The sequence below is a fragment of the Pseudomonas protegens genome, from assembly GCF_003732485.1.
Classification (GTDB): Bacteria; Pseudomonadota; Gammaproteobacteria; order Pseudomonadales; family Pseudomonadaceae; genus Aquipseudomonas; species Aquipseudomonas protegens_B.
Map to the genome: position 1 here is coordinate 44371 of NZ_MOAK01000078.1, position 26578 is coordinate 70948.

General features: G+C 58.3%; 29 protein-coding genes and 1 pseudogene. 14 read left to right on the top strand and 16 right to left on the bottom strand.

From position 1 onward, the window contains the following. Positions 1–136, bottom strand: a pseudogene (locus BLX41_RS37425) (suppressor of fused domain protein); the annotation flags it as partial. 117 nt (positions 137–253) lie between these two features. Here BLX41_RS37425 and BLX41_RS20600 point away from each other — a divergent pair. Then, a complete protein-coding gene (locus BLX41_RS20600; RefSeq protein ID WP_123726379.1) occupies positions 254–613 on the top strand; it encodes a DUF7677 family protein in 360 nt (119 codons plus the stop codon). A 74-nt stretch (positions 614–687) separates the two neighbouring features. Further along, on the top strand, positions 688–1125 hold the full coding sequence (locus tag BLX41_RS20605; RefSeq protein WP_011061074.1) for an HIT family protein: 438 nt from the start codon (positions 688–690) through the stop codon (positions 1123–1125). 108 nt (positions 1126–1233) lie between these two features. Here BLX41_RS20605 and BLX41_RS20610 read toward each other — a convergent pair whose 3' ends face one another. The 5 genes from BLX41_RS20610 to BLX41_RS20630 all read right to left on the bottom strand — a co-directional run bounded on the left by BLX41_RS20610 (position 1234) and on the right by BLX41_RS20630 (position 7473). Continuing rightward, positions 1234–3453 (bottom strand): OsmC domain/YcaO domain-containing protein, encoded by a 2220-nt coding sequence (locus BLX41_RS20610; RefSeq protein ID WP_123726398.1) that lies wholly within the window; start codon positions 3451–3453, stop codon positions 1234–1236. A gap of 91 nt (positions 3454–3544) precedes the next feature. Further along, positions 3545–4543 carry an NADP-dependent oxidoreductase gene (locus BLX41_RS20615; protein ID WP_123726380.1) on the bottom strand — a complete coding sequence of 333 codons (999 nt, stop codon included), beginning with the start codon at positions 4541–4543 and terminating at the stop codon, positions 3545–3547. Positions 4544–4611: 68 nt separating this feature from the next. Then, positions 4612–5481, bottom strand: a complete 870-nt coding sequence (locus BLX41_RS20620; RefSeq protein WP_123726381.1) for an alpha/beta fold hydrolase — start codon at positions 5479–5481, stop codon at positions 4612–4614. 75 nt (positions 5482–5556) lie between these two features. Beyond that, complete coding sequence (locus BLX41_RS20625; RefSeq protein ID WP_123726382.1) at positions 5557–6345, bottom strand: SDR family NAD(P)-dependent oxidoreductase; 789 nt, start codon at positions 6343–6345, stop codon at positions 5557–5559. A 54-nt stretch (positions 6346–6399) separates the two neighbouring features. Then, complete coding sequence (locus BLX41_RS20630; RefSeq protein ID WP_123726383.1) at positions 6400–7473, bottom strand: alkene reductase; 1074 nt, start codon at positions 7471–7473, stop codon at positions 6400–6402. A 149-nt stretch (positions 7474–7622) separates the two neighbouring features. Here BLX41_RS20630 and BLX41_RS20635 point away from each other — a divergent pair, with 149 nt between their 5' ends. Together BLX41_RS20635 and BLX41_RS20640 are read left to right on the top strand one after the other, a co-directional pair. Further along, positions 7623–8210 (top strand): TetR/AcrR family transcriptional regulator, encoded by a 588-nt coding sequence (locus tag BLX41_RS20635; protein WP_185073706.1) that lies wholly within the window; start codon positions 7623–7625, stop codon positions 8208–8210. 27 nt (positions 8211–8237) lie between these two features. Then, positions 8238–8597 carry a hypothetical protein gene (locus tag BLX41_RS20640; RefSeq protein ID WP_259745042.1) on the top strand — a complete coding sequence of 120 codons (360 nt, stop codon included), beginning with the start codon at positions 8238–8240 and terminating at the stop codon, positions 8595–8597. 81 nt (positions 8598–8678) lie between these two features. Here BLX41_RS20640 and BLX41_RS20645 read toward each other — a convergent pair whose 3' ends face one another. From BLX41_RS20645 to BLX41_RS20655, 3 genes are all read right to left on the bottom strand, one after another. Beyond that, positions 8679–9461 carry a hypothetical protein gene (locus BLX41_RS20645; RefSeq protein ID WP_259745043.1) on the bottom strand — a complete coding sequence of 261 codons (783 nt, stop codon included), beginning with the start codon at positions 9459–9461 and terminating at the stop codon, positions 8679–8681. 28 nt (positions 9462–9489) lie between these two features. Beyond that, positions 9490–9900 (bottom strand): hypothetical protein, encoded by a 411-nt coding sequence (locus BLX41_RS20650; RefSeq protein ID WP_123726387.1) that lies wholly within the window; start codon positions 9898–9900, stop codon positions 9490–9492. A gap of 133 nt (positions 9901–10033) precedes the next feature. Next, positions 10034–10819: a response regulator transcription factor gene (locus tag BLX41_RS20655; RefSeq protein ID WP_123726388.1), complete on the bottom strand. Its 786-nt coding sequence runs from the start codon at positions 10817–10819 to the stop codon at positions 10034–10036. A 138-nt stretch (positions 10820–10957) separates the two neighbouring features. Between BLX41_RS20655 and BLX41_RS20660 the strand changes: the two genes are divergently transcribed. Then, positions 10958–12061, top strand: coding sequence for a polyamine ABC transporter substrate-binding protein (locus tag BLX41_RS20660; RefSeq protein ID WP_123726389.1), 1104 nt, complete (start codon positions 10958–10960; stop codon positions 12059–12061). A 167-nt stretch (positions 12062–12228) separates the two neighbouring features. Next, positions 12229–13413: a type VI secretion system tip protein TssI/VgrG gene (tssI, locus tag BLX41_RS20665; protein WP_123726390.1), complete on the top strand. Its 1185-nt coding sequence runs from the start codon at positions 12229–12231 to the stop codon at positions 13411–13413. Between the two features lie 123 nt (positions 13414–13536). Here the strand turns inward: tssI and BLX41_RS20670 are convergent, their stop codons facing one another. Beyond that, the gene (locus tag BLX41_RS20670) at positions 13537–13968 is read right to left on the bottom strand and encodes a hypothetical protein (RefSeq protein ID WP_123726391.1); all 432 of its coding nucleotides are present in this window, start codon (positions 13966–13968) and stop codon (positions 13537–13539) included. Next, positions 13965–14435 (bottom strand): DUF6896 domain-containing protein, encoded by a 471-nt coding sequence (locus BLX41_RS20675; protein WP_072441994.1) that lies wholly within the window; start codon positions 14433–14435, stop codon positions 13965–13967. Before BLX41_RS20675 ends, BLX41_RS20670 begins: the two co-directional genes overlap by 4 nt. Between BLX41_RS20675 and BLX41_RS20680 the strand changes: the two genes are divergently transcribed. Continuing rightward, complete coding sequence (locus BLX41_RS20680; RefSeq protein WP_072441992.1) at positions 14434–14712, top strand: hypothetical protein; 279 nt, start codon at positions 14434–14436, stop codon at positions 14710–14712. The genes BLX41_RS20675 and BLX41_RS20680 overlap by 2 nt on opposite strands. A 63-nt stretch (positions 14713–14775) precedes the next feature. Then, positions 14776–15372: a hypothetical protein gene (locus tag BLX41_RS20685; protein WP_072441990.1), complete on the top strand. Its 597-nt coding sequence runs from the start codon at positions 14776–14778 to the stop codon at positions 15370–15372. 49 nt (positions 15373–15421) lie between these two features. On the opposite strand, the gene BLX41_RS20690 is transcribed toward BLX41_RS20685, so the two are convergent. Both BLX41_RS20690 and BLX41_RS20695 read right to left on the bottom strand, forming a co-directional pair. Continuing rightward, on the bottom strand, positions 15422–16060 hold the full coding sequence (locus BLX41_RS20690; RefSeq protein ID WP_072441988.1) for a helix-turn-helix domain-containing protein: 639 nt from the start codon (positions 16058–16060) through the stop codon (positions 15422–15424). Further along, a complete protein-coding gene (locus BLX41_RS20695; RefSeq protein WP_019095970.1) occupies positions 16057–16389 on the bottom strand; it encodes a type II toxin-antitoxin system HigB family toxin in 333 nt (110 codons plus the stop codon). The genes BLX41_RS20690 and BLX41_RS20695 overlap by 4 nt, the downstream gene beginning before the upstream one ends. 345 nt (positions 16390–16734) lie before the next feature. On the opposite strand from BLX41_RS20695, the gene BLX41_RS33415 reads away from it, so the two are divergent. From BLX41_RS33415 to BLX41_RS20705, 3 genes are all read left to right on the top strand, one after another. Beyond that, the gene (locus BLX41_RS33415; RefSeq protein WP_139187201.1) at positions 16735–17004 is read left to right on the top strand and encodes a hypothetical protein; all 270 of its coding nucleotides are present in this window, start codon (positions 16735–16737) and stop codon (positions 17002–17004) included. Positions 17005–17280: 276 nt separating this feature from the next. Continuing rightward, on the top strand, positions 17281–17844 hold the full coding sequence (locus BLX41_RS20700) for a hypothetical protein (RefSeq protein ID WP_072441986.1): 564 nt from the start codon (positions 17281–17283) through the stop codon (positions 17842–17844). Between the two features lie 24 nt (positions 17845–17868). Further along, positions 17869–18246, top strand: a complete 378-nt coding sequence (locus tag BLX41_RS20705) for a hypothetical protein (RefSeq protein ID WP_072441984.1) — start codon at positions 17869–17871, stop codon at positions 18244–18246. 335 nt (positions 18247–18581) lie between these two features. On the opposite strand, the gene BLX41_RS20710 is transcribed toward BLX41_RS20705, so the two are convergent. The 3 genes from BLX41_RS20710 to BLX41_RS20720 form a co-directional block, all read right to left on the bottom strand. After that, positions 18582–19634 (bottom strand): DUF3800 domain-containing protein, encoded by a 1053-nt coding sequence (locus BLX41_RS20710; protein WP_072441982.1) that lies wholly within the window; start codon positions 19632–19634, stop codon positions 18582–18584. Between the two features lie 87 nt (positions 19635–19721). After that, positions 19722–22436 carry an AAA family ATPase gene (locus BLX41_RS20715; RefSeq protein WP_123726392.1) on the bottom strand — a complete coding sequence of 905 codons (2715 nt, stop codon included), beginning with the start codon at positions 22434–22436 and terminating at the stop codon, positions 19722–19724. Between the two features lie 538 nt (positions 22437–22974). Further along, positions 22975–23238, bottom strand: a complete 264-nt coding sequence (locus BLX41_RS20720) for a short-chain dehydrogenase (RefSeq protein ID WP_072441979.1) — start codon at positions 23236–23238, stop codon at positions 22975–22977. A gap of 908 nt (positions 23239–24146) precedes the next feature. Here BLX41_RS20720 and BLX41_RS20725 point away from each other — a divergent pair. The 3 genes from BLX41_RS20725 to BLX41_RS37430 form a co-directional block, all read left to right on the top strand. After that, positions 24147–24749, top strand: coding sequence for a transposase (locus BLX41_RS20725; protein ID WP_011061110.1), 603 nt, complete (start codon positions 24147–24149; stop codon positions 24747–24749). A 74-nt stretch (positions 24750–24823) separates the two neighbouring features. Further along, positions 24824–26458 carry a ShlB/FhaC/HecB family hemolysin secretion/activation protein gene (locus tag BLX41_RS20730; protein ID WP_404942784.1) on the top strand — a complete coding sequence of 545 codons (1635 nt, stop codon included), beginning with the start codon at positions 24824–24826 and terminating at the stop codon, positions 26456–26458. A 21-nt stretch (positions 26459–26479) separates the two neighbouring features. Beyond that, on the top strand, positions 26480–26578 hold a 99-nt coding region (locus BLX41_RS37430), incomplete at its 3' end, for a hypothetical protein (RefSeq protein WP_404942785.1).

Consider the following 26578-nt stretch of genomic DNA (forward strand, 5'->3'; position numbering starts at 1 on the left):
GGGTGGGCTCGGCCTTTTGTGGCGCCGGCTTTTTGAACACGCCGAGCAGTTTTTCCAGGAAATTCATCGGGCGATCCTTGCGGGGCAAGTGCGTTGCACACGGCGCACAGCACAGGGGTAGAAAGAGGGGGCACATTGTGACGGGTTTGCCGTGCCCATGGAAACCGACGGATGCGAGTTGGACGAAGCCTTGCCTTGCCGGTGTGGCTGCCCGAGAATCCGCCCCGGTCCGCTATCAAGGAAAGTGATCTGCATGTCTTACCCGAAGAAGCTAAGTCCGGAGTTTTCCGGGGCACTGAGAACCTTCAGTTTCTGGGTCGCCAACGGCACCTTGGGCTATCCGTTGCTGGAAGGCGTCGACTACCGCAGTGGCCTCGGGGACGAGCCGAGCATGCTGGAGATGGCCTATGCCATTTTTGCCAATGTGCTGGAGCTGGACGAGCAGGGCGTACCGGTGAATGCCAAGTACGCCGAGCACCGGGCGGCGCAGTACATCCGCCAGTATTGCGATCCGGGCTACCAGGCACAGCCGGCGTTCGAGGACTGGGAGCAGGAACTGTACGGCCCGCCCGACCGGGACGACAGCAAGCCCTGGCCAGCCGGCGTGGCCTAGGTTTTTCGACGGCTGGATACAAGCCTCGGGCACTGTGGCTTCGAAACGACGAACCCGCTCATCAAGGATTATGAATGTCACTGATTTCGCAACGTGTAGAACTGGCCCGCCAGGGTGCCAACGACAAGGTGATTTGCCGCATGGCCTCGGGCTGGGCGGTGATGGGCGATGTGCAGTTTCTTGAGGGCTATTGCCTGTTGCTGCCGGACCCGGTGGTGGCCAGCTTGAACGACCTGGATGCCCAGGCCCGGGCCACCTACCTGCTGGACATGGCCCGCATCGGCGATGCGCTGCTTGAGGCCACCGGAGCGCTGCGCATCAACTATGAAATCCTCGGCAACTCGGAGCCTGAGTTGCATTGCCATATCTTTCCCCGCTACGCCTCGGAGCCGGAAGGCAAGCGCCGGATGCCGGTGTGGTTCTACGACTGGAAGACCGCGCCGCCCTATGTCGAGGCCGAGCACGGCCCATTGCGCCAGCAGCTTGCCCGGATACTGGCTGGCCAACTGTAGGAGCGAGCTTGCTCGCGATGGTCTCTAACGAAAACGCCGCACTCACTGGCGGAACGCGGCGTTCTTGAGGGCTTCGCGAGCAAGCTCGCTCCTACAAGGGGCTGTTGATCAGCGGTTGGCTGCGCTCCACTTGGCCCGTGCCGCGTGCAGCTTCTTGTAGCTGTCGATCAGCCGCAGGTGACGGTCCAGGCCTTCGAGCTGCAGGTTGGTCGGGGTCAGGCCGTAGAAGCGCACGCTGCCATTCACCGAGCCGATCACGGCGTCCATCCGTTCGTTGCCGAACATGCGCCGCAAGTTGGCTTCGTAGTCGCCCAGCTCCAGTTCATCGTCCAGTTCCACTTCCAGCACCGCGTTCAAGGCCTGATAGAACAGCCCGCGCTCGACGGTGTTGTCGTTGTATTGCAGGAACATCTCCACCAGCTCCTTGGCCGGATCGAACTGCTGCAGGGCCACGTGGAGCAGCAGCTTGAGTTCGAGGATGGTCAACTGGCCCCAGGCCGTGTTGTCGTCGAACTCGATGCCGATCAGGGTGGTGATGTCGGTGTAGTCGTCCAGCTCGCTTTCTTCCAGGCGCTCCAGCAGTGAGCGCAAACCGTCTTCGTCCAGGCTGTGCAGGTTGAGGATGTCTTCACGGAAGAACAGCGCCTTGTTGGTGTTGTCCCAGATCAAGTCGTCCACCGGGTAGATTTCCGAATAGTCCGGCACCAGGATGCGGCAGGCGGTGGCCCCCAGGTGCTCATACACCGCCATGTAGACTTCCTTGCCCAGGCTTTCGAGGATGCCGAACAGGGTCGCGGCTTCCTCGGCGCTGGCTTGTTGCCTTTCGCTGAAGCCGCTGTGGCTGGTGAAGTCCCACTCGACGAATTCGAAGTCCGCCTTGGCACTGAAGAAGCGCCACGACACCACGCCGCTGGAGTCGATGAAGTGCTCGACGAAGTTGTTCGGCTCCATCAGCGCCTGGCTTTCAAAGGTCGGTTGCGGCAGGTCGTTCAAGCCTTCGAAGCTGCGGCCCTGGAGCAGCTCGGTGAGGCTGCGCTCCAGCGCCACCTCGAGGCTCGGGTGAGCACCGAACGAGGCGAACACGCCACCGGTGCGCGGGTTCATCAGGGTCACACACATCACCGGGAACTCACCGCCCAGGGACGCATCCTTGACCAGCACCGGAAAGCCTTGTTCTTCCAGGCCCTGGATGCCCGCCAGAATGCTCGGGTACTTGGCCAGCACTTCCTGCGGCACATCCGGCAGCGCCAGCTCGCCTTCGAGAATCTGGCGCTTGACCGCCCGCTCGAAGATCTCCGACAGGCACTGCACCTGGGCTTCGGCCAGGGTGTTGCCGGCGCTCATGCCGTTGCTCAGGTACAGGTTCTCGATCAGGTTGGAGGGGAAGTACACCACCTCGCCGTCGGACTGGCGCACGTAAGGCAGGCAGCAGATGCCGCGCTCGATATTGCCCGAGTTGGTGTCGTACAGGTGCGAGCCGCGCAGCTCGCCATCGGGGTTGTAGATGGCCAGGCAGTGCTCGTCGAGGATCTCTTTGGGCAGCTCATCCTTGCGCCCCGGCTGGAACCAGCGCTCGTCCGGGTAATGCACGAACTCGGCGTTGGCGATCTCTTCGCCCCAGAACTGATCGTTGTAGAAGAAGTTGCAGTTGAGGCGCTCGATGAACTCGCCCAGGGCCGAGGCCAGTGCGCTTTCCTTGGTGGCGCCCTTGCCGTTGGTGAAGCACATCGGCGACTGCGCATCGCGGATATGCAGCGACCAGACGTTGGGCACGATATTGCGCCACGAAGCGATTTCGATCTTCATCCCCAGGCCCGCGAGGATCCCGGACATGTTGGCGATGGTCTGCTCCAGGGGCAGGTCCTTGCCGGCAATGTAGGTGCCTTCGCTGGCGCCCGATTGCGGCATCAACAGCGCCTGGGCATCGGCGTCGAGGTTTTCCACTTCCTCGATGATGAATTCGGGGCCGGTCTGCACCACCTTCTTCACGGTGCAACGGTCGATGGAACGCAGGATGCCCTGGCGGTCCTTGTCGGAGATGTCCGCCGGCAGTTCGACCTGGATCTTGAAGATCTGGTTGTAGCGGTTTTCCGGATCGACAATGTTGTTCTGCGACAGGCGGATATTGTCGGTGGGGATATTGCGGGTCTGGCAGTAGAGCTTGACGAAGTACGCCGCGCACAGCGCCGAAGAGGCCAGGAAATAGTCGAACGGACCCGGCGCCGAGCCATCGCCCTTGTAGCGGATCGGTTGGTCGGCCACCACCGTGAAGTCGTCGAACTTGGCTTCAAGTCGAAGGTTGTCGAGAAAGTTGACCTTGATTTCCATGGGGGGCACCGGCATCACAAAGCAAAAAATGGCGGGCATTATCCGGGATTTTGCGCGCCAGTGGGGCGGTTTTTGGCAATAGACGGCGCAGTCATTTGATCCTGACCACCACCTTGCCCTTGGTTCGTCCCTGCTCGACGTACTGCAAGGCCTCTGCCGTCGATTCGAAACTGAAGCTGCGATCAACCACAGGTTTGATGATTCCGGCCTCGATCAGCGCGGTGATCTGTTGCAGCTGGGCGCCATCGGCCCGCATGAACACAAAGGCGTAGCGGACGTCCCGCTGGCGCGCCTTGCGCCGGATACCCAAGCTCAAGAGGCGCATGACCTGCTGCAACGGCCAGGCCAGCCCTTGCTCCTGGGCGAATTGCAAAGTGGGTGGCCCGGAGATGGAAATCAGCTGTCCGCCGGGCTTGAGGACCTTGAGGGACTTTTCCAGTACGTCGCTGCCCAGGCTGTTCAACACCAGGTCGTAGTCATGCAGGACGCTTTCGAAGTTCTGCTGCTTGTAGTCGATCACCTGATCGGCGCCCAGGGCTTTGACCCATTCGACATTCGCCGTGCTGGTGGTGGTCGCGACGAAGGCGCCGAGGTGTTTGGCCAGCTGGATGGCAAGGGTGCCGACACCGCCTGCGCCTGCGTGGATCAGCACTTTCTGGCCCTTTTTCAGTTGGGCGGTTTCCACCAGCACTTGCCAGGCGGTGAGTGCGACCAAGGGGATCGACGCGGCCTCGGTCATGCTGGTGTTGGCAGGTTTCAGGGCGATTGCGTTTTCGTTCACGGCGATCCACTGGGCGAACGTCCCGATCCGTGTTTCAGGTGGGCGCGCGTAGACTTCGTCTCCCGGCTTGAAGCGTTGCACTTGGGGGCCAACCTCAACCACGACGCCCGCCAGGTCGTTGCCCAGTACCAGCGGCAATGCATAGGGCAGGATCAGCTTGAATTCGCCGTTGCGGATCTTCGAGTCCAGCACGTTGACGCTGCTGGCGTGGACCTCGATCAACACGTCGTGGGCACCCAGCGTGGGCGTGGGCGCTTCGCCAATGCGCCCACTGTTCTTGCCATAGCGATCAATTAGAAAGGCTTTCATCGTGGTGCGGCTCTTGTCGGTTGGAATAGGTGTGGGCGGTGCTTGGGTGGGGTTGCTGTCATGGGGGCTCAGTCGTCAAGGAACGCCCGGACCTTGGCCACGAAGTCAGCGTGGTACTGGAAAATGCCGCCGTGCCCGGCGTCCTCATACATCACTAGCTGTGCGTTGGGGACACGCTTGGCCAAGGCATGGGAGTTGGCGCTGGGCACCATGATGTCGTTGTCGCCATTGACGATCAGCGTCGGCGCGCGCAAGCGCCCGAGATACTGCGGCGCCTGTCTGCCCCACGCGGTGATGGCTTGCAGCTGCCGCAGGAAGGCGCCGGGCGTTGGGCCCTTGTCGCGATGCTTGCTGCGGGCTTTCAGGCGTTGCAGATATTCCGAGGCGGCTCGACGACCATTGGGCGTCGAGGTAAAGAACAGGTAGTACTTGGGATCGCGCAAGGTCAGCAAGCCTTTGAGCATCAAGGGCCAGGTCACCGAGCCGACCTTGTCGATACCGATGCCGCCGGCCGGTCCGGTGCCGGTGAGAATCAAGCGGCGCACCAATTGGGGAGCTTGCAGGGCGATGTCCTGAGCGACGAAGCCGCCGAGTGAGAAGCCCAGGATATCGACGCTCTTGAACCCCAGGGCCTGTATCAGCTCAATGGCGTCTTGCGCCATGTCGCCGACCGTCAGGGGGGCGGTTCCACCCGAGCCGCCGATGCCGCGATAGTCGGTGGTGATGACTCGCCGGGTCTGTGCCAGCCCATCGATTATTGCCGGGTCGAAGTTGTCCAGCACCGCGCCCCAGTGGTTAAACAGCACCAGGGGTACGCCGCCCGCGGGACCGGTATCGCGATAGGCGAAGGGAATGCCCCTGACCATGATCGACTGGTTCGCCGCGTTGATGAACGACGTCTGCAAAGCCGGGGGGAAGGTTGTCTGCGTTGGATTCATTGCTACTCCGAACAGCGGACCGGATTCGTCGCAGTGCCTGCCGCGAATCCGCCGCGAATGCTCGCTACCTGAAGATCATTCTTGGGACTGGTAACGCTGGGCAACCTCGGATTGACGGATGTGCCCCAGCAGACCCTGACGCGCGCTCTGCAGGTCATCCCAGCGTTCAGCCTGTTGCAGTGGCGGGATGGTCACCGCTTCGCGCCGATCGAAACCGACCAGTGCGGCATCCACCAGATCGCCCACTTCCATGATTTCGTCCAGGGTGTTGATGTCGACGCCGGAGCGGTCCCAGATTTCCGTGCGGGTGGCGGCCGGCAGTACGGCCTGCACGTACACGCCCCGGGGCGACAGTTCCAGGCTCAGGCCCTGGGACAGGAACAGCACGAAAGCCTTGGTTGCACCATAGACCGTCATGCCGAACTCCGGCGCCAGGCCCACCACCGAACCGATGTTGATGATCGCGCCGTCACTGGCTTTGGCCAGGCGCGGGGCAATGGCACTGGCCAGCCGCACCAGTGCCGTGGTGTTGAGGGCAACCAGTTGCGCAACGCTGTCGGTGCTTTGCTCGATGAAGTTGCCGGACAGCGCGGCGCCGGCGTTATTGATGAGGATGCCGATACGGGCGTCGTCGCGCAGGCGTGCTTCAACGGTTGTCAGATCGCTGAGTTGGGTCAAATCCGCTTTCATCACCTCGACGGCGACCCCGTGTTCGCTGTGCAAGCGGGCGGCAAGTGCGTCCAGGCGTGCCCGGTCGCGGGCGACCAGGACCAGATCGTGGCCACGTTGCGCGAAGCGCTCGGCGTAGATGGCGCCGATGCCAGTAGAGGCGCCAGTGATGAGAACGGTAGGGCGAGTGTTCATGGGGTCATCTCTCTTTCAGAATGAGTGAAAACGGACAGATCGGTTGCTGCTTGCTCAGCTTGCGCTGGCGCTCGAATCAACCAGCGTCGGGTAGTCGATGTAGCCTGCCGCGCCGCCGCCGTAGAGGGTGGCGGGATTGAATGCGGACAAGGCGGCGCCGGTCTTGAGACGCTCCACCAGATCCGGGTTGCCAATGAACGGGCGACCGAACGCGATCAGATCGGCCTGGTCTTCGGCGAGCCGCGAGGTCGCCAGCTCCAGGTCATAGCCGTTGTTGGCGATGTAGGTGTTTTTGAAGCGCTGGCGCAGGGCGGCGAAATCCAATGGCGCCACGTCACGCGGGCCACCGGTCGCGCCTTCGACCATGTGCAGGTAAACGACGCCGAGGGCGTCGAGTTGATCGACGACGTAATCGAATTGCGCCTGCGGATTGCTGCTGGAGACGCCGTTGGCCGGCGACACCGGCGACAAGCGCACCCCGGTGCGATCCGCGCCGATTTCATTGACCACGGCAGCGGTGACTTCGAGCAACAGCCGCGCACGATTTTCAATCGAGCCGCCGTAAGCATCGGTGCGCACGTTGGCGCTGTCCTTGAGGAACTGATCCAGCAAATAGCCGTTCGCGCCGTGAATTTCCACACCGTCGAACCCGGCAGCGATAGCGTTTGCCGCGGCCTGGCGGAAATCGGCGACGATCCCCGGCAGCTCGCTGATGTCCAGCGCGCGGGGCTCGGAGACGTCTTCAAAGCGGTTATTGACGAACACCTTGGTGGCCGCGCGCAGCGCGGAAGGGGCCACGGGGGCGACGCCGTTTTCTTGCAGATCAACGTGGGACACGCGGCCGACATGCCACAGTTGCACAAAGATCTTTGCGCCCTTGGCGTGGACGGCATCGGTCACCGTGCGCCAGCCATCAATCTGCGCCTGGGTGTAGATCCCGGGGGTGTCCTGATAGCCCTGGCCCTGTTGGGAAATCTGCGTAGCGCGTTGGCTGTAATAGGTGGCCGCGAATGCGCCGGGAACAAAGCCTGCGCCCGCGCGGTTGCGGGTCAGTGGCGCGAGGACGATGCGGTTCGACAGCGTGAGGGCGCCAAGGGTGTAAGGGGTGAACAGATTCTGATCGGTCATCTGGTGTCTCTTCCGTGCCCATGGGTGGAGGTCGGTGGTGCGTGCAATTAGGATGATGATCGAAATCTAAACTGTCAACGGTTTTGATTATGATCGACATCTATGTATGATTGGGACCATGATTTCCCAATGAACATGAGGTATTGCACGTGAGAGTGAGCAAGGCCCAGGCGCAGGCCAATCGAGAGCACATCGTTGAAACGGCCTCAGAGTTGTTCCGTGAGCGCGGTTTCGACGGTGTGGGTGTGTCGGATCTCATGGCGGCGGCCGGTTTCACCCACGGCGGCTTCTACAAGCATTTCGGCTCGAAGGCCGACCTCATGGCCGAGGCCTCGGCCTGCAGCCTTGCCAAGTCGCTGGCAGGCGTGCAGGCGCTGGATGTGCCTGGCTTCATCGACGTCTATGTGACCAGAGAACATCGCGACGGACGTGGCAGCGGTTGCACCATGGCCGCGTTGTGTGGCGATGCGGCGCGCCAATCGGATGATGTGAAAGCGACGTTTGCCGAAGGGGTCGAACACACCCTGCAAACCCTGGGGGACAAATACCCGACCCGGCCGGATGCCGCTCCGGGGGAGGGCCGGCGGAAAATGATCGACCTGCTGTCCCGTGCGGTGGGTGCGATTATGTTGTCGCGTGCCTGCCCGGATGATTCCGCGCTGGCGGATGAGATTCTTGAGGTGTGCCGCGCTGAGATGTTTGCTTCGTTGGCGGTTGATAAAGGCGAGCCGGCGTAAGAAACAAGTCAAAAGAATGGACTGACATTGACCATCCTGGCGTGTCCAAGCGGCCGGCCGGGCTGTGTTCTGATTCGGCTCACCGGCACTGCGTTGCAGGCAGAAATACTCTCGGAAAAAGACTCAGCCGGGGATGTACAGCAACCGCTGGACGAATTCTTCATGCTGGCAGCGCAACTTGAAGAGGGCATTACTCAAGATTGGCTTTCTGAAGGTCAGGATCTGGCCTTCTCTGCCAGCAGAGATCCATTGTTTCCAGGGTTGGTTTTTTTACGCATCTACTTAGGCTCAACCTCAGATGACGACTGTGATTGGCAGATCAATGGGTCGTTGTTACTCACCCCGACCCAAGTCGCTCTATTTGCCGAAAAGTTGAAGCAGATTTAACCGATCGGCTTTTCTAGTCGATTCATGACCGGCCTCAGCCACCATCCATCGTCTGCTGTGGCAATGCTCTTTCTCCGAGCGTCATTCCACGTAGCGCAGCCACAGGTGTGTCCGCTCGCGGATCGCTTGGACGACCGCTGAAATCACCGCTTGCCGGTTCTCATCAGGGGTGTTGTAGAGCGCACAAAAATCGCTCGCCACGGCGTTGGCGACGCACAGGTCGGCAGGCGCTGCACGCAGGAAACCGAGGTAAGACGCGCCAACCCCTATCAATTCATAACCGTGGGCCTGGGCGAAATGGCGCGCTACCGCAAAGTTTTGCGCGGGGCCCAGGTCGCAACTGAAATAGCCGTTGGGAAATGCAGCCAGTGCCTGGCAGGCATGCTCAACGGGAACCAGAAGTGCCGAGAGGGGCTGGTCGAGCAGTGAAACCGGGTTGTCCTGGTAGTCCATCCATTCCTGCAGGGCGGGCTGGTCAAGGGTCAGGCCGTGGGCGCACGCGTCTTCGAACGAGCTGCCGGCCACCAGATCAGTGAAGTTGCGCAAGCACATTGCGAACTCGGCTTTGGTGGTGGGATAGCCCAGGTATTCGCCCTGTTCGAAGCACTCTGCAGGTAACTGGGCGATGTCCTGTTCCGAGGCATCGTCCAGCCCCAGGTTGTTGCGTGCATGCCCGGAGGTGTAGCGGGCCTGGGGCAGGTCATCCAGCGAGAGGAGGGGCCTGAAGCCTGGGTGGTTGCCGGCGATCTGGCGGTAGGCGTCGATCAACTCGTCCAGGCTGGAAATGCCGCTCAGGCTGTACTCATCGCAGGTGCCGGCAGCGGGGTTGCCAGGCATTGCGTTACCGCGAAATTGGATATCCATCTAAGGGCTACCTACTTAGGGTTGATGTTCAGGCCAATGATTCAGCTTTTCTGCGCGCCAGCGCACCACCTGCCAGCACCGCCGGCATGATGGCCAGGCAGCAGGTGACATGCACCCAGCTTATTTGGCTCAAGGTGAAGATCCCCACGGGAATGCCCCAGACCAACAGAATGATGACCCCGACCCAGATGGCGGGACGCAAGGTGCGGGTCGTCTGGGTCCGGGTGCTGACAAATCCCCCGACGCCCGCCGTGACGGCCCAGCCAAGCACCGTCAGCCACTGAACGGTGTTGATGCTGACCAGTTGATCGTGCTGTTGTCTCCAACCCGGTTCGCCAAGGGCAACGAACGCAGGAGGGAGAAACTGTGAAATCACCAGCCCGAAAACAGGCAGCACCAGGGCGCAGGAGAGCAGGCCGAAGAGAATGGCTTTAAACATGGGGTGTTCGACATCCGTGTTGAGAGGGGCTTGGAGGGTGTTGCTGATGGGATGCGGGGTTCGTGAGGCATCCAGGCTATGCAGTGGTTTGTTTACGGCTTCCCGGCAAGGATCGTCATCGAGGTCGGTAGCGTCAAGAGAGAACGTCCTGTTTGGGCATGAAGAATCGCGCGAAGAGTTCGGATTGCGACTTGATGTTCAGTTTGGCGTAAATGTTGCGACGATGAACCTTTATCGTTTCTGCCGAGAGGGAAAGTTTGCCAGCGATCTCCTTGTTGGAAAAGCCACTGAGCAACAGTCTGAGTACATCGCTTTCGCGGGTTGTTATTTGCGTACCAAGCTGGCTGATCGTTTCAGGCCATTGAGACGGGGCGCTGAGGCTTTTCTCTACATCCGTCTCAAAGCACATGCGCTGATGCATGAGCGCAGTGACCCATGGCTTGATCAGGTCAAGCATCGTAATTTGTTCTTGATTGAAGTGGACGCCGCTGCCAATGGAGATGCACAGGGTTCTGTCGGCATCAAGCTGGATGTTGTACTGGACTTCATCGACAGAAATATATTGCGCAAAGTACTTGTGGTAGTACTCGGTTTCCAGAAAGTACTCCGGTGCAATATCCAGCAGGTGAAAGAAACCGCTCTGCGGGTTTTCTCGATTGGCGATATAAAAGGGGTCGAGCAGATAAAGCCCCTTCACATAGAGATGAATGAACGCATCCACCTCTTCCACATCGGCTACTTCGGGAAGGCTGACCACTTGTACCTGTTGATTGCTGAACACCAGTACAACCCAGTTATCGATCTGCACATATTCGTTGAGTGTGCGAATAAGCGAACTCCAGAAGTCTGGACGGTTCAACTGCATGATCAGTTTTCCAATCGAGCGGTGCCAAGCCAGGCTATGCAGGTCGAGTGGCATTTTCTACCCCTTTAGGGTTAGGGATTTGTGGGTCAAGGGTAAGTAATCGTAGGTATTTACTATTGATCAAGGCTCGGTATATTCGCCTTCAGGGTTTACGACAGCCATGAGGGCACGTCGTCTGGACAAGGATGTTGCATGAGAAAATCACCTTTGCGAACCGTTTTTTCGGTCGCGCTGCTCTGTGCCGGGATCAGTACATCCGCGGTGGCAGCAGAGCCTGGGATGTACCTGTACAACTGGTTCGGGCTGCTCGCACCGGAGACTCCAAAAGAGTTTGAACAGGCCACCGGCACCCGGATTCACATGGATGCCTTCGACAGCGCCGAGATCATGCAGAGCAAGGTCATGGCCGGGCGCACAGGCTATGACGTGGTGGTGGCAACCTCCAATGTGTTGCCCAGCCTGATCAAGGCGGGCGTGCTGCAGCCGTTGGACCCTGCCCAACTGAGTAACCTGTCCCACGTCGATCCTGACATCCTCGCCCAACTGGCGGTCAATGACCCTGGCAATCGTTACGCTGTGCCCTACTTGTGGGGCACCACCGGCATTGGCTATGACGTTGATAAAGTCAAAGCGGCACTGGGTGATAATGCGCCGGTCAATAGTTGGGACTTGATCTTCAAGGAAGAGAACATCAGCAAGCTCCAATCCTGTGGCGTGGCCATGCTCGACTCGCCCAGCGAGATCATCTCGATTGCCTTGAATTACCTGGGGCTCCCCAGCAATAGCAAGAACCCGGACGATTACCAGAAAGCCCAGGAACTGCTGTTGAAGATCCGGCCTTATATTGTTTATTTCGACTCGTCGAAAATCGATACGGACCTGGCGGGCGGCAATATCTGTGCAGTGGTGGGCTGGGCCAATGGTGCGCTGGCTGCGCAGGCTATCAACGAAAAGACCAACACCGGCCGCAGGATTACCTACAGCCTGCCTCGCGAAGGTGCGCTGGTGTGGTCGGAAAACCTGGTGCTGCTAAAAGACGCCCCCCACCCAAAGGAAGGCCTGGCGTTTATCAACTACATGATGCGGCCGGAAGTGATTGCCAAGACGTCAAATCACACGCTGTATCCTAATGCCAACAAAGATGCCACTGAGTTTGTCCAGCAGAAGTTGCGCGATAATCCCTGGATTTATCCAGACAAGGCAACGGTCGCGACACTGGTTCCGCTTGAGCCGCTGCCATTGAAACTGGAACGTATCCGTACGCGGGTCTGGACCAAGGTCAAGAGCAGTATCTGATCGGGTTTGACCCTTCGCCTGCTGCTTCATAAACGTCGTTGTTGTGAGTGCGGGCTCTTTGTTTAAAACATTCGGTGAAATGTACTCGCCTTGCGGAATCCGTTTCTTTCCGCAGGGCGGTATGCGCCTGCGTCCATTCAATACCTGATGCAAGAGGAGCACAGTGGATGTTCAGCCCAGCCAATCAAACGCACTTCAGTTTGACCATCGACGGTTTTGAGCACGACTTTCAAGTGCTCGCATTCACCGGGGAAGAGGCGATCAGCAAGCCTTATTTCTTCAATGTGGAGTGTGTGAGTGAGCGGCCGGATCTGGACCTGCAAAGCCTCTTCGACAGGGAGGCTTTTCTGGCTTTCGACATGAAGGGCAACGGCGTTCATGGACGCATCTATCACATGGCTCAAGGCAGTAACGCTCAGGGTTTGACGCACTACAATCTGGCCCTGGTACCGCACTTGTCCTACTTGCGCCACCGCATCAATCAGCGGATCTATCAACAGTTCTCGGTGCCGAGCATCGTCGCCTTGATCCTCGAAGAGCATGGAATCCTCGGCGACGCCTACAGGTTCGAGCTGGCTTCGACCTATCCCGAGCGTGACTGTTGTACCCAGTACGATGAAACGGACTTGCACTTTATTCAGCGCTTGTGCGAGGAGGAGGGTATTCACTTCCACTTCCAGCACTCTGCGCAAGGCCATGTGCTGGTCTTTGGCGACAACCGGGCGGCTTTTCCGCCGATTGGGCAAGCCACGGCTTTTGCACCAGAGAGCGCCAGGCCCGCCAACGAGTTACCGACCCGTCACCACAAGCAGGCAAGCCTGCGAGCCATGGAGCACCGCGCTGTTGCCGGGCAAGGGGAGCAGAGCGGGTTGCTCAGTGGTCATGTACTGGAAACCTCGGGCCAGAGTGGCGAACTGTGGCTACTGACTCAGGTCATCCATGAAGGCAAGCAACCACAGGTTTCGGGTGAGCGCGTCGCCAATGTCAACACTGACAACCAGGTTCAACTGCGCCAGGGTTATCGCAACCGTTTCACCGCGCTTGCGTTGGACCTTTGCTATCGCCCGCCTTTGGCTCATGAGAAGCCTCTGGCGCCAGGCAACCAGACGGCGCTGGTCATCGCCCTGGAAGACCAGGCGAACTCGCGTGGTCAGCGCTTCGAAAGGGTCAAGGTCAAGTTTCCCTGGGACCGCGAAGGTCGGTTCGACGACAAGAGCAGTTGTTGGCTGGCCGGTACTGCCAATTGGCGCTGTGAAGTGACGCCGCTGCGACCCGGTGTGGAGGTCAAAGTCGCATTTCTTGAAAACGACCCCGATCAACCGCTGATCAGCGGTTGCCTGTGTTGCGGCTGATACGCCATTGCCCTGAACGCGCATCAAGCCGCCAGGGAGAAGGCCCGGACCACACTCGATAGTGAATCGTCGGTTGCCATCAGTGGCCTGATCCCAGGCCTCGGTCCTGACGCCAGGGCTTTCTCATGAGTGTCTGGCCGCGTAGGTCTGGCCCGTCAGCAGGATGACGCCTTCTTTTGAGCAGACGCCGGTGATGCTGTTGATCACGACTTCAAGGCCGCTGGAATGCGGGAACAGCGAAAACAGCAACTCGAAATACAGGTAGTCCTGGACCAGGCGCGCCGCCAGATCGGGATGGTCCTTCAACAGCGTCCTGAAGCTTGGGTAGCCCAGCTCTGCAAGTTCCTGGATGTCGACAAAACCCTGGTCGATATCGTCGATTTTGCATTCGGCGGCAAAGGTGTCCGCGCAGTCAAGAAAGCGTTGCGGCAGATCGCCGTGGTGGATGCGCAGTTCATAGGGCGTTACCGGGATCGTCAGTGCCTCGCCAAAGCCCAGGCTGCGATAGCCGACGGTTCGTGGGTCGATGATTTGGCCGGCTGAGGTGAACTTCATGATGGGCTTCCGGGGGGCTCGGGGGGTGAAGGACTGTCGCTATCTTCGAGCGTGCGCGTTTGGGATCTAACGGTTGCGACGTAGTAAAGGATATAGCCCGAATACACCAGCGAGCCGGCTGCCACTTCTTGGTCGAAGCACTGCTTTAGTTCATCCTCATCCGTAAAACCGTATTCCACGAGCCTGTTCTCGGCAAAACCGGCCAGCCTCGATAGGGTTACGCCGTCGATTTCGCCCTGCTCGCCAAAGTCAAAGCTCACCGTTGCCGTTGGCAGGTGAACGGCGCAGCCATAGCCGTGCTTGAAGTAGCGAATACCGCCAGCCAGTTCTCCTTGATCCGGGATATCGGTTCCCACCCAATCGGCGTTGCTGGCAGGGAGGGGAATGGCGGATTGTTGCATCAGTTCGACAGCCGTGCGGATGCTGGCTTGGTAGTCGGAAACAAGATGGGCGAGGTGCGGGTTCATGGGAATTGGCATCGTGGGCAAGGGGGCAGAAGATTTCAGAGATTGCGGCGCGATACAAGCGGCGAGTGTGCTGGATGCGCGCCAGTGCGTTGATATCGGTATATTCGCCCGGACAAATTTCGGAGCCGAAAACATGGGGTTTTCCACCACTGTCTGGGAATGGTACGGGCAGGATGAGTACAAGCGGGTGTTGGCGGTGGGCGAGGCGCAGTTGCGCCCCTTTCTGGAGGAACTGATGGTGGATTGTGGACGTGCGGTGCGTGGCGTGAAGTCTTGACCCAAGTATTGGCCAGAGGCTGTTAACGAATGCGGCAACCTGTGATGGAGTGGACAGAAACGGATGTTTGACGAGCTGATATTTACCGGTGAAACGCCTGCAAAAGAGGATGCCTATGCCGGTGGTGGGGCCTGCCTGCCCACGGAGCTGGCTTGGCCCTGTTCGCCTGATGGAGTGCCGCTGACACACCTGATGGCCTTTCCTGGACATTGGTTTTCAGAGGCCCTGATCGACAGGAGTTATTGGGTTTCGGTTTTTGTACCGTACTTGCCGGGCGAGGTCGGCCACTATCGAAAGTTGCGTGCCGTCCAGGGGCGCTCGCAAGCGGTTGTCATGGGCTATGTTCGAGCCGGTTCCGAGCGGAATGAGGCTGTTCAGCCGATTTCAGATCGCGGGGCGGTACGGCTGGGGGTGAACTGTGAGGTGGACGATGACGAGAACCTGGCCTCGAAGCTGGATGGCGTGGACGCTTGGCTGCAGGCGCCTGTTTTAGCGGGGACAGGGCGCAGAAGGGTATCCATTTATGGGGGCGATCTGGATAGAGCGCTGCCTGAGCACAAAGGCGTGCTTTCGGATGGCATGGGGTATCTGTTTCTGGATGAGGATTTTTCAGAGCGGATAGGCGCGGGGATTGGTCGGTTCTTTTTGCAGTTGGGGTAGGGGAGATGGCGTTAGCGTACGGAACTCAGAACGGCAGGATGGAAACACGCTATCCCTTGGTCGGAGCTTTACCCAAGTGTCTGCGGCTCTTGGACGCTACCCGTTTGGATTCACCTGCGTCGGCACCTTTCACTGGGAGTAAGTTCCGGGAGATGTTGCTAGTGCGGTAATAAGCTGAAGTCTGTTTAGCCTTCGTCCGAACGGTTTCGAGTGGCGCCGCCTTTCCCGAGGCTGCCGATACGAATGCCCTAGGCTCCATCGAAAATCGCTCTGCCAGCGCGTATGCCATCTTGTGACTGATGGGGCGATCTCCACTGAGTACCTTGGACACCGCTGTTTTATCGCCAATTTCAGGGAGGTCAGAGCCCGTGAGCCCGAGCGTTTCCATCAGATCCTTGATCAACTGCACGGGGGTGCAGGTCGCCTCAAATGCAGCGTTCGATTCGCGAAACTGCTCGGAGTGGCGCTGGTAGGCCAGGATTTCATCCTCAAGTTCGACAAGAATTTTCTCTTCGATCTTGCTCAGCTCGCGCCCGTCAGTGAGTTCATCAAGCAGGTTGGTCGCACGCTCATAGTCGGCGGGGGTCTTGATGCCGTGCACAAACTCACCACGCAGGCGCTCCAGTACCGCGTGTAGTTCGCCAAGCGTTGCGATCACGGTTTGAAGTTCGTTTCGGGCTTCGCTCATCGTTTTACCCCTTGGTTGCTTGCATACCAGGCGTTGGCAAGGTCGTAGTCGGCATGTGTGTAGATGTGTTTGACGTAAAACTTCTGTCGGGTGTAGTTGACGCCGCCGATCACCCTGAGATTGTTGCCGCCTACGTCGATCACGACCCAGTTCGCTGCGGCTCTCGGTTTGAACAAGTCGATCCCCTGCGTACCGAAAAGCTTTTGCAGGTCTGCGAATCCTTTTGGGCGTGCCATCCTCAAAATCCGCAGGCAACGATCAAGCCCGGCCTTGTCGTTCGGATACAAAATCGCAGCATCGGTAAAACGTGATGGCGTGAGAATGTCCATAGGCTTCCCTGTCTTCGAGCCAATGCTACTCTGGTTGTGTTTTTTCACAACTGCGGTTTGTCGACAGCTTGAGACTTAATGGTTCCACCTTGCGAGGGGGCCATCCGGGCTATTCCTCCAGCAAGTTGCGACCGTCGCGCAGAGTAATTTCAGCGACCTGGGTGATGTGCTGCCGGTTGGTGTCGTCAGCATTTTTTCGGTGCGCGAGATGCGCTCGAAACGCGGGTTGGCGAACCGAGAGAGACTATGGGCATTGGGTCCCGGAGGGGACAAGTCAGACGCGTCTGTAAGTTTTGTAGGATTGCATTATGGGGCTTGGCGGTTTGAGAACGGGTGAGTAAATAAATGAAATTCAATGACGGTGACAGGGTAAAAGTTAAGCCCCACGTGTGGTGGCCGAATGGCGGGGTTGGAGTGGTTTCGTTACCCCCAGAATATGTAAAGGAAGCCTTGGGTGGTGAAGTGGAGTTATCTAGCACTCAACGAACTATGGCTGGAAAAGACAGGATTATTACCAGTGTATGGATTGATTTTGACGAGCCGGCAATGGATTGCAGTGATGACGGCCCTTATATCGGCGGAGAGGTTCTCTTGGAGTACCTGGAACATATATAGGGTGGAATTTAAAAAGTAAGACGGTCTGGCAGATTGCACTTCGCTTGTTTTTGTCCGCGAAAATGCTCGTGGTCACTTGCGGACGTTCCTCGGCCACCAGGGCCAACGCCGTGGCCCACCTGACGGCGCAACGATGGTTCCGCTGGCTTGCCCCATGGGTGGCTTGCAACTGCTGTTTTCGTCAAAGGCATAGGACGGATGTGCTAGATAGTTCTTTGCTACATGTTCAGGGTGCGAAGCTATTGCCTTCAAAAATAACGGCAAAGGAGCGCCCCCATGATCGCTTTTACAAGGCAGCTTTTGCCTGCCGCATTACTGTGTAGTGCCCTCGCTGCCCAGGCGAGCGAAGTGCTGAAGGGCGACTTCTGGGTCGTTCACTACCAGGGTGCCTTGGGCAAGAATCAGGTGTTCATCGCAGACGGCGACCCCACTCACATCATCAATCGTCCAGGTGGCGCGAAATCATTGGGTGTCTATCAACTTTACGAAGAGCCCGATAAACCCAACTTCACCTCTTACAATGTCGAAATCGATTGTGCGAAGAACCGCGTGCGCATCATGGATGCGGCGGATTTCCACAGCGTGTTCAATGAATTTCGCAATGCGAAGTATTCCAGCCAGTGGCAGAGCAAACCTGACGCCTGGCTGGCACAAAGCCGTGACTTTGTCTGTAAGCCGACTGAACGCCAAGCCAAGAAGATGGAGCACTTGGGTGTGATGCCCGCGTCGCAAATGAGCCAGGCAGGTCCGCATTTCTTCGAGATATTGAACCGCGAGGCGGCCAAGGCGGCCATCATGCAGAAGATAGATGAAGGGTTCGCGCAGATGTCTGCCAAGTAACGCGGCCTTCAGGGAGAAGACCTTATGAACCGATTGTTTATGTTGGCCCTGCTCGCCACCTTGCTCAGTGGCTGCGCATCATTGTCGGCCAGCAGTGCCTGGAAAGATCGCCCGGTAGGCGAACTGATCGACTTCTTCGGCGTGCCAAGGCAGATCATGGTGGCGCCGAAGGAAGATATGGTCGTGCTCAGATATGTACGTGACAGTAGCTATGCTTCACGTGAAGCAGCGGGTACTTACACGGGGCCGCAGAACGGGCAACTTGTGCACGCAGAATACTGGGAAGACGTGCAGCACTCAGGCAGTTGCGAAATCAATGTGTTCGTCAACAGAGCGCGATTGGTGGAGAAGGTGCGAACTAAAGGGCGTTGTGTAGCGGTCCAGATGACGCCGGCAGGGTAGGAATGGGCCACTGGCGAGGGCAGATTCCGCGAACATGTGCATCAAGACAGTGGTCGTCGACCTGCGCTACGGGCGTGTGCATGGCCCACTTTGGGGTTCGAAGAGATCGGCAACCCTGTACCAGGTCTCATCCGAGAACTCGTAAGGCTTTGCAATTGCAGAACTCCTTCTTGTAGAGGAGTAGGGGCTCTACAAAAACTGAGCCAACGAGGGGCCATGATTGGAGTTCCGGGTTTTCGTACAGAGTCTCCCAAAGCTGCCTTTCACGGAGGGCAGGAACCGGCCAAAAGCAGCCGTCTAATGAAGATAGCTTTCCACCCGAAGCGGAATATCACTTAGGGCTTACTGAGTTTTTTGCCAAAATAATCTATGACCTCATTGGCCTGCGTACCCTGGCGGAAACGTTTCTGCCCTTCGAAGTCAGTCGAAGGCAGCATGTGGATTATCTGATGATCCGCATAGAGGGACATAACATCATGAGGATTCAACCCTCCGGCGCGTTGTCCCGTAAGCGTGTTAGTCGCCTCAATGGCAGCACCAATCATTACGTCCGCCAGCTGTACTGCAGGACTGCTCCTTGAGTCGACTTGCGTCACTGACTGGAGCTTGAGTGGAAAGGTGAGGCTCGCGATCTCCGATTGGCGAAATGTGACCTCGTCCTTGTGATTAATAAAGCGCAGCAGCAAGTCATGGTAAGTGAGCAGGTTCTTGGACTGATCATGTTCAACCAAGTAGGGACCATCAGCTATGACTTCCATCCGGCTTATCAGCGATTGCAACACCACAAAAGCGGCGTCAGTGGTGACACCTGATGTGGCGATCGCTTGAAGGCATTCCGGCGCGGCATACTTCGCCAAAGGCCCCAACGCCTCTGGTAGTTCCTGCCAGCGCGTGGCGCGAGCAGCTGCTACGAGGTCAGCTAGTGCTGCTGGGCTTTTTTCCTTTACGGCGCGTTGGAAAAAAAAGAGCAACTGCTCAAAGGCTGCCTCTCCTAGAAGAGTGGGGCCCGCCACATAAAGCAGCGACCCGAGCGCATAGTTCTGACCATCCTTATAAAAGTCGCATCCGCGCTCGTAGTAGTACGGCTCAACCGCGTAATCCAGAAACATCAGTAGCAGCAGAAATCGCTTGTCACAAACGTACGTAACACACTTGTGATGGGTCAGGACATCGCGCATTAACGCCAGAAGCCGTGGGTGATTGGCTGACCGGCGTGACAGAGCCCGGTACTTGAGCTCTTCCGCTTGTAACTTAGGAAAGTGCTCTTGGATCAAGCGTCGGGCCTGATCGTCATCAATGGCAATGGCCGCGGCCCCTTGAAACCTCTGCTCAAGATTTAGCAGGTCAAATCCGGTATAGCCGCTTTCGTCGACTCTGAAGCATTCCATATGCAACTCCCGGAGGTCGTCGACAGCACTGGAAGAGCCTAGCTCTTCATTCTTAAGTGCCGCAGGGTCACTGATGGCTGAGGACAGTTATCGCGGATTGACCGCGTCAGCGACCGCTTGCGTAACTGCCGCCTGGGCGGCTCCAGCGATAGCAACAGGCATTGAGCCAAGCCGAAGCTGATTCATCCTTTCAAGGGTCTCCACAATGGTGCGGACGAGGTTCGGATCGTAGTCATCTCTGTCAGCCTCCTCGTGGACTCCTTTGTTTAAATACGTCCATACGTTCGATTGAACCGGAACACCTATGACGTCACCAAGCCCTTGAACGAGGACTGGCTTGTCCTGATGCACAAATGTTCTGGCGTCTTCGAGCCGTTTTTTCAAAGCCTCGCAGAGATTTCTCAGATTTGGATCCGCCCCTCGGCCAGCTAACGGCAGGGGTATTACACCGAGATCGTTCTTGCCTAGCCACTTCCAAATCTTGTCCGTGAGCATCTCCAGGGCCTGCCTAGAAGCACCCAAAGCATTGCGCCAATCACCAATGTCCAAGGCGGCACGGGCCTGCTCCAGGTAGTTGAAGGTGATCTCGTTACCTTTTACTTGCGGTCGGTGATCCCCGATGTGAGGCATGAAGTAGTAGGCCGTCCATTGGCCTTTCTCGACATGATTCTGCAGATCCTTGATGAATTCGCTGCTGTGGCACGTGACGATAATTTGAGTTGCTGCGAAGCGATAGCTCTGGAAAATCGCCTCTCTGATGCCTTCACGGTGCTCGGTGTCAATCGCGTTGATCGCATCATCAAAGATGATCGTCGGCGCCTGAATATGCAGTGCCTTTGCAAGAAGGATTGCCACACCCAGGCAACGAACATGCCCCTCGCTGAGGACGTGCAACGCATCTACCCTGGTCTCTGGAGCTGCGCGAAACGCCAGTCCGATGCGCTCGTCTTCGTTGGTCGGCAGATAAAGTGCCGCTAGTTTGTCGCCCTCATGATCGCGTCTATTGAATTCGTTGTAGATCTCCAGAGCGACAGTGTTAAGCCCCGCTATGAGCGCACCGGGAAGCTCTGATCTGAACTGCCTGAGTAGCCTCAAGAATTCGTCGTAGGCCGCTTTAATGCGTAGACCGAGTGCTAGATGCGCTGCCTCTTGCTGCACTGCATCGATGAGTGCTGCGTTTGCTTGGTCAAAGTTGGCAATTGTCTGTCTAGCTATGCCAACTAGTCGGGCCACCTCAGCGCGGCGTGTTTGAAAACCAGCTACAGCTTGCGCTGCCTGAACGAGTCGAGTGCGCTCATGTGCCAGTGCCGCGCGATCTGCCAGTGCCTGGTTTGTCTGAGCATCAATCCTTTCGCACTCGGTTGCTAAGTCGACGATTCGTTGCGCCATCGAAGGCGTATCGCCTTGTTTTACATAGCTCGCTTTCCACCAGGCAGTACTGTGGTCAGCACCAGGTGACGCGAGATATCGCAACCTGTCATCTACATGATCAGGGTGGGCACTAACTCGCTGACCGAAGGCAGTTAAAAGCCCCTCCAAACCTCGGGAAGTACGTTCCCATTCGCCTCGCACTGTGTTTTTTTCAGCCTGCAAGTTGGCGAGCTCTTGAAGCTGAGCCAGACCGTTACGTGCCTGCACGTATGGGTCACGTACAACGTGATGGTCACCATTGATTGGCGTCCCACAAGCGGGGCAGTTATCGGGCGACAAGGCTTGTAGGCCAAGAACCGCGTTGTACAGATTTTGGAAGGAGGTCTCACCAGTCTTTGCAGTGAGCCTTTTGTCCACATCCTCAAGCCGCTCCTGCTCACGATCAGCAGCCTGATATGCCATAGCTAACGCGTTGTTGCTGACGCCATAAACACCTGGTGTTGGCCCATCCAGTTGCGCATTGAGGTAATGCAGACGACCTGGAGCTGCATCGTTGCCAATGAGTTCAAGAAGCTGCTGGTACGAAAGGCCGGCAGCATAAGCTCCGGCATAGGCAGCTTCCTCTTGCGCGATTGCCTGAACTGCTTGGAGCTCGCCATTTATTGTCGCTTGATCGCGCTGCAGCGCTGCACGCTGTGTTTCCAACTCTTGCTGTTTGATCGCAACTAGGTCGAGCTGCTGGTCCATCGACTCGTTGAAGTTAGTGACGAAGTCATGGAACTGCTCCATACCAAACAGGGCCGCTATCAGATCCTTCTTTTCGCCTGCGCTCTTAGCAGCAATTCGCGAAAAGTTATCTATGCGGTTTTTCTCAACGAAGCAGAATCGATAGGCTTCTGAGTCCGCTTGCACTGTCGACACCTGACCGTCCGCGCCTCGCGCAGCGAGGACGGGGGCTTCATACCTATTTTCGTGAAGGTTCGCGAAATAGCGCTGAGGAGGGATTCGCTTAGCCGACGCCTCATCTACGGCCCCCAACAGTGCCAGCTCTAACGCTTCGCAGAGGCTCGTTTTGCCGCTGCCATTGGGGCCGTAGAACATGGTAATTCGTTGAGGAAAAATGAACGTCTCAGCCACTCGGAAGCCACGAAAAGGGCCCACGGTTAGACGATCCAATGCGCTCCACGCCCACTGGCCAACAGTAACCGCCCCAGCAACTGCGGGAGGCGTGAAATCTGTCTTGAGCAGAGACTCTCTAGCCTTAGCAGCCAATACCACCGATCGGCGGCTCAGAGCGCGCGAGTTCGCGGCTACAGTGTCGAAATTTTGGTCGACCAGATTTGCAAACCGTCGAGTGTCTTCGGTAGCACCGCGTTCTGGAACATGAAGCCAAGCTAGGAATTGCTGGTAGTCATGCCGAGCCGAACTCATATCGTTTACTCCTGTAAACGTACCGTGGTCAACATCCAATCGTTGCGATAATTCCGACCCCATCTTCTGATGCCGAAATCGAATTGGTAACAGCGTTGAATTCAATAACCCCAAGCGAATTCAGGGGCTAAGTGCGCGATGTCGAGATAGCACTATCGAACTCAAAGCCCCCGCAGGCTGGCTTCGGTGATAGCAACATTGAATTGATCCGCAGAGGCGCCATGCATGATCACGATCCGAATGCTTCGCTGCCAAAACTGTTTGCCTATGAGGTTGACGAGAACTGCGAGGAAACCTGAGCCGAAGGCATGACCTACTAGACCGCTTTCCCAGCGCCCATACCATTCTCTGGCACAAGCCCGGTGTGCATGTTCTTAGCATAGAATGAAATCCAAGCTACATCAGAGTTATAGCGGCATGTCGTGAAGCGCTGCTTCTGGCCGATTGCAGCCACTTTTAAAAGACTTTTCCCCCCTAAAAAGTCCAAGACCCCATTTGAAACGCTCCGCGCTACCAAGCAGCGCGGAGCGCCCAGGCGTCAGGCTTGAAGGCGCCAGCCCAGCACTCCCAACATGTCGCAACTGTCACGCAGCAGAATCGCCGCTGCGTTGGAGATATGTTGCAGATCGGTGTCGTCAGCACTCTTGAACTCTGCGCGGGAGAGGCTTTCCAGCAGTTGAGTCACGGCCAGTAAACGTGCGGCACCGTTGGCGTGCAGCACGTCCAATGGTGCGGTCTTGTCTATAAACAGGCAGGGGATCAGGCAGTCGATGCCGGTGATGGGGATGTATTGCTCAGTCATGGGTAAGGCTCCGTATTAACCAATATTGAACAGGCGGTCCTTTGAGGCCGTTCTCTTTAGCCGTGTTCAGAGGGTTGTCGTCAGCGGGGTTGCTGGGCGATGAGCGCTGTGAACGTGGTTGCTTGTTGGTTAATTCCAGGTCGCCAAACCTGATCACCGGTTGGGTGAGTGAGGAACCATAGTCTCTGTGGATTGGGGTGGATAGTCAGGCGATTCTGCAAGTTTTGTAGGATTGCGGAGGGGACTTGGCGGCCTGAGAGCCGGCCAGTCTTTCTGGGTTGTTGGGGGTACATATCCATTCCTGCGGGTGCGGCCGCTGGCGGTTTCGCTCTTACAGCGAGTCACTTTTACCAAACGCCGTAAAAGTAACCAAAAGGGCTTGCCCCTCCATGGGCCCCTCGCTAGGGCTCGGGGTGCCCTCTCTCCGGCATTGCTCCGGGGGCCGCCGCCAACCGGCCATCCATGGCCGGGTGGCGGCTAGCTCGGCATCCCTGCCGAGCTGCCCCCTACGCAACGCCTGCGTTCGGCCGGCTGGGAAGGGGCTTGAAGATCAAGATCAAAAGCCAGAGCCAAAGCCAGAGCCACGGCAAACGGCGCGCCCGTCCGGGCGGCGCATTTTTAAGCCTTCTCCAGCACAACAATTCCCTCTCGTAGGAGCCGGCTTGCCGGCGAAGAGGGCGGTCTGGTCGTGCGCGGAATAACGACAGCCCAGCGCTGCACTGGTGGCTGTCTTCGCCGGCAAGCCGGCTCCTACAACGTTCGCGCGTTGCTCTCGTGAATGAAGCTTTTATGACAAAAGTTCGGTAGCACATGGCCACGCGCGTCTTGGGTATGTAACGCGCTTGAGGGGGCCGCCAGGCCACTTTTTTAAGCCGAGGCGGGACGCCGGGAGTGAGGCTATGGGGACTATGGAACGCTACTCGAAAGTGGGCATGCAGGAGCTGGATCAACGGCTGTCGAAGATTGTCGAGGCCGCGCGCAAGAAGCCGGTGTCGGTCTATCGCTACGGGGCGCCGTGGGTCTGGATCGTGTCCCAGGATGATTGGCAGGGCGCCTTGAAGGAGGTGGCCAGCTATATCCCGCCGGGGCATTCGCTGGTGCTGCTGCGCCCGCAGATCGATGAGTTGCTGGATCAGCACCGCGATCTGCTCCAGGGCCTCAATGCCGAGCCCGGCATGCTGATCGCGCCGCGTACGGTGATGCACATTCTGTTGCTGCAGTTGCTGTATTCGGTGCCCAGCGAGCAGCAGCTGTATGAACAGCTCAGTTACAACCTGTTGTTCCGTTGGTTCGTCGGTCTCGATCTGAACCAGAAGGTCTGGAGCTTCAGTGTCCTCAGTCGCGATATCGCCACGCTGTTGAACAACCCGCGGGCGGTGCAGTTGATCCAGAAAATCATCGGTGAAGTGTTCTGCGGTGCCTTGCTGCAAATGCCCGAGTTCTCGTTGAACTTCGCGCTGTTGCACACCTGGCTGGCTCGCCACGAAAACACCTCGATCACCAGCAATTGAATCGGCCAAACGCTGTGCAGACGGCGACGGCAATGCGCGCGTGCGCGCCAATTTTCAGACTTCTAGGGGGCGGTGTGGAGCATCTGGGCAAATCAGGGCGACCCGGCAGTGGCGGGCGCTGGTGGCCGTTGTGCGGTTGGTTGGCACTGGCGGCGCTGGTGCCGGCGGTGCAGGCCGAGGAGGGCGAGCCGGCCCCGGTCGAAGCCTCGGCGGCGGCGCGGTTGGTGGACGTCAATGAGTACTTCGTGCGTGGCAATACGGTGCTCGATGCCCGGGCCATCGAGGAGGCGGTGTATCCCTTCCTTGGCCCGCAGAAGGCCCTGGCCGATATCGAAGGCGCCCGGGATGCGCTGCAGAAGGTCTATCAGGAGCGCGGCTACCAGTCGGTGTTCGTCGAGCTGCCGGAGCAGAAGGTCGAGGACGGTATCGTTTATCTGCAGGTCAGTGAAACCAAGGTCGGTCGGGTGCGGGTGGTGGGGGCCAAGCATTATTCGCCGGTGGAGATCCGCGACCAGGTGCCGGCGCTGAAAGAAGGCGAGGTACCGGACTTTGCCACGGTGCAAAGCCAGCTGGCCGGGCTCAATCGCGGCGCCGGGCGCCAGGTCATGCCGCTGGTGCGTGAAGGCCAGCGCCCGGGGACCATGGACGTGGACCTGCAAGTGGAAGACCAGAATCCCTGGCACGCCAGTGTCGGCCTGAACAACGACTACAGCGCCGACACCGAGAAGCTGCGCACTGTGGTCAACGTCGGCTACGACAACCTCTGGCAGTTGGGCCACAGCATTTCCCTGACCTATTTCACCGCGCCCCAGGACACCGACAACGCCAAGGTCTGGTCCGGTTCCTACACCGCGCCGCTGAGCGATCGCTGGGCCTTGCAGTTCTCCGGCTACCAGTCCGACAGCAACATCGCCACCATCGGCGGCAGCAACGTGCTGGGCAAGGGCCATTCCTACGGGGTTTCGGCGATCTACACCTTGCCCGCCGCGGGCAACTGGGCCAACTCGCTGTCGGTGGGTGTGGATTTCAAGGACTTCGACGAAGAGATGCGCTTTGGCCGCAGCAGCGACCAGATTCCGTTGAAGTACGCCCCGGTGACCTTTGGCTACAACGGCTATCGCTACAGCGAGAAAGCCCAGCTGGGCCTGGGCCTGAACCTGATCGTCGGCACCCGGCGCTTCTTCGGCTACGGCAGTGACGCCGAGGAGTTTCACTACAAGCGCGACGAGGCCAGCGCCAGTTTCTCGGTGCTCAAGGGCGACCTGAATTTCACCTACACCTTCGCCAACGACTGGCAGTCGGCGTCCAAGGCGGCGTTCCAGCTGGCCTCGGGGCCGCTGGTGTCCAACGAGCAGTATTCCGCTGGTGGCGCTACTTCGGTGCGCGGCTATCTGGCCGCCGAGCGCACCGGGGATGAGGGCTACCTGTTCTCCCAGGAGCTGCGCACGCCGTCCCTGGCCAAGTTCCTCGGCAGCTACGTGCAGGAGTGGCGTTTCTATGCCTTTGCTGAAGGCGCGCACCTGTCCCTGCACGAGCCGCTGCCCGAGCAGGAAGACCAGTACAGCCTGGCCAGTGTCGGCCTGGGCACCCGCGCCAGTTTGAGCAAGTGGCTGTCCGGCAGCCTCGACTGGGGCTACCCGCTCAAAGACGGCCCCAACACCCAGAAATACGACCCGCGCCTGCACTTCAGCGTGCAAGCGACGTTCTGACTTTTTACGGAGACCCTTCACATGCAACGCTTATTCCTGAGCCTGTTGATCTGCCTGGGCTTCGTGCTCCCGGCCACGGCCCATGCCTGGTGGCAGGACGACTGGCATTACCGCAAGCAG

Coding starts and splice junctions, on each gene's coding strand:
- BLX41_RS20600 (WP_123726379.1), top strand. CDS start 254: ATGTCTTACCCGAAGAAGCTAAGTCCGGAGTTTTCCGGGGCACTGAGA.
- BLX41_RS20605 (WP_011061074.1), top strand. CDS start 688: ATGTCACTGATTTCGCAACGTGTAGAACTGGCCCGCCAGGGTGCCAAC.
- BLX41_RS20610 (WP_123726398.1), bottom strand. CDS start 3,453: ATGGAAATCAAGGTCAACTTTCTCGACAACCTTCGACTTGAAGCCAAG.
- BLX41_RS20615 (WP_123726380.1), bottom strand. CDS start 4,543: ATGAAAGCCTTTCTAATTGATCGCTATGGCAAGAACAGTGGGCGCATT.
- BLX41_RS20620 (WP_123726381.1), bottom strand. CDS start 5,481: ATGAATCCAACGCAGACAACCTTCCCCCCGGCTTTGCAGACGTCGTTC.
- BLX41_RS20625 (WP_123726382.1), bottom strand. CDS start 6,345: ATGAACACTCGCCCTACCGTTCTCATCACTGGCGCCTCTACTGGCATC.
- BLX41_RS20630 (WP_123726383.1), bottom strand. CDS start 7,473: ATGACCGATCAGAATCTGTTCACCCCTTACACCCTTGGCGCCCTCACG.
- BLX41_RS20645 (WP_259745043.1), bottom strand. CDS start 9,461: ATGGATATCCAATTTCGCGGTAACGCAATGCCTGGCAACCCCGCTGCC.
- BLX41_RS20650 (WP_123726387.1), bottom strand. CDS start 9,900: ATGTTTAAAGCCATTCTCTTCGGCCTGCTCTCCTGCGCCCTGGTGCTG.
- BLX41_RS20655 (WP_123726388.1), bottom strand. CDS start 10,819: ATGCCACTCGACCTGCATAGCCTGGCTTGGCACCGCTCGATTGGAAAA.
- BLX41_RS20660 (WP_123726389.1), top strand. CDS start 10,958: ATGAGAAAATCACCTTTGCGAACCGTTTTTTCGGTCGCGCTGCTCTGT.
- tssI (WP_123726390.1), top strand. CDS start 12,229: ATGTTCAGCCCAGCCAATCAAACGCACTTCAGTTTGACCATCGACGGT.
- BLX41_RS20670 (WP_123726391.1), bottom strand. CDS start 13,968: ATGAAGTTCACCTCAGCCGGCCAAATCATCGACCCACGAACCGTCGGC.
- BLX41_RS20680 (WP_072441992.1), top strand. CDS start 14,434: ATGGGAATTGGCATCGTGGGCAAGGGGGCAGAAGATTTCAGAGATTGC.
- BLX41_RS20675 (WP_072441994.1), bottom strand. CDS start 14,435: ATGAACCCGCACCTCGCCCATCTTGTTTCCGACTACCAAGCCAGCATC.
- BLX41_RS20685 (WP_072441990.1), top strand. CDS start 14,776: ATGTTTGACGAGCTGATATTTACCGGTGAAACGCCTGCAAAAGAGGAT.
- BLX41_RS20690 (WP_072441988.1), bottom strand. CDS start 16,060: ATGAGCGAAGCCCGAAACGAACTTCAAACCGTGATCGCAACGCTTGGC.
- BLX41_RS20695 (WP_019095970.1), bottom strand. CDS start 16,389: ATGGACATTCTCACGCCATCACGTTTTACCGATGCTGCGATTTTGTAT.
- BLX41_RS33415 (WP_139187201.1), top strand. CDS start 16,735: ATGAAATTCAATGACGGTGACAGGGTAAAAGTTAAGCCCCACGTGTGG.
- BLX41_RS20700 (WP_072441986.1), top strand. CDS start 17,281: ATGATCGCTTTTACAAGGCAGCTTTTGCCTGCCGCATTACTGTGTAGT.
- BLX41_RS20705 (WP_072441984.1), top strand. CDS start 17,869: ATGAACCGATTGTTTATGTTGGCCCTGCTCGCCACCTTGCTCAGTGGC.
- BLX41_RS20710 (WP_072441982.1), bottom strand. CDS start 19,634: ATGGAATGCTTCAGAGTCGACGAAAGCGGCTATACCGGATTTGACCTG.
- BLX41_RS20715 (WP_123726392.1), bottom strand. CDS start 22,436: ATGAGTTCGGCTCGGCATGACTACCAGCAATTCCTAGCTTGGCTTCAT.
- BLX41_RS20720 (WP_072441979.1), bottom strand. CDS start 23,238: ATGACTGAGCAATACATCCCCATCACCGGCATCGACTGCCTGATCCCC.
- BLX41_RS20725 (WP_011061110.1), top strand. CDS start 24,147: ATGGAACGCTACTCGAAAGTGGGCATGCAGGAGCTGGATCAACGGCTG.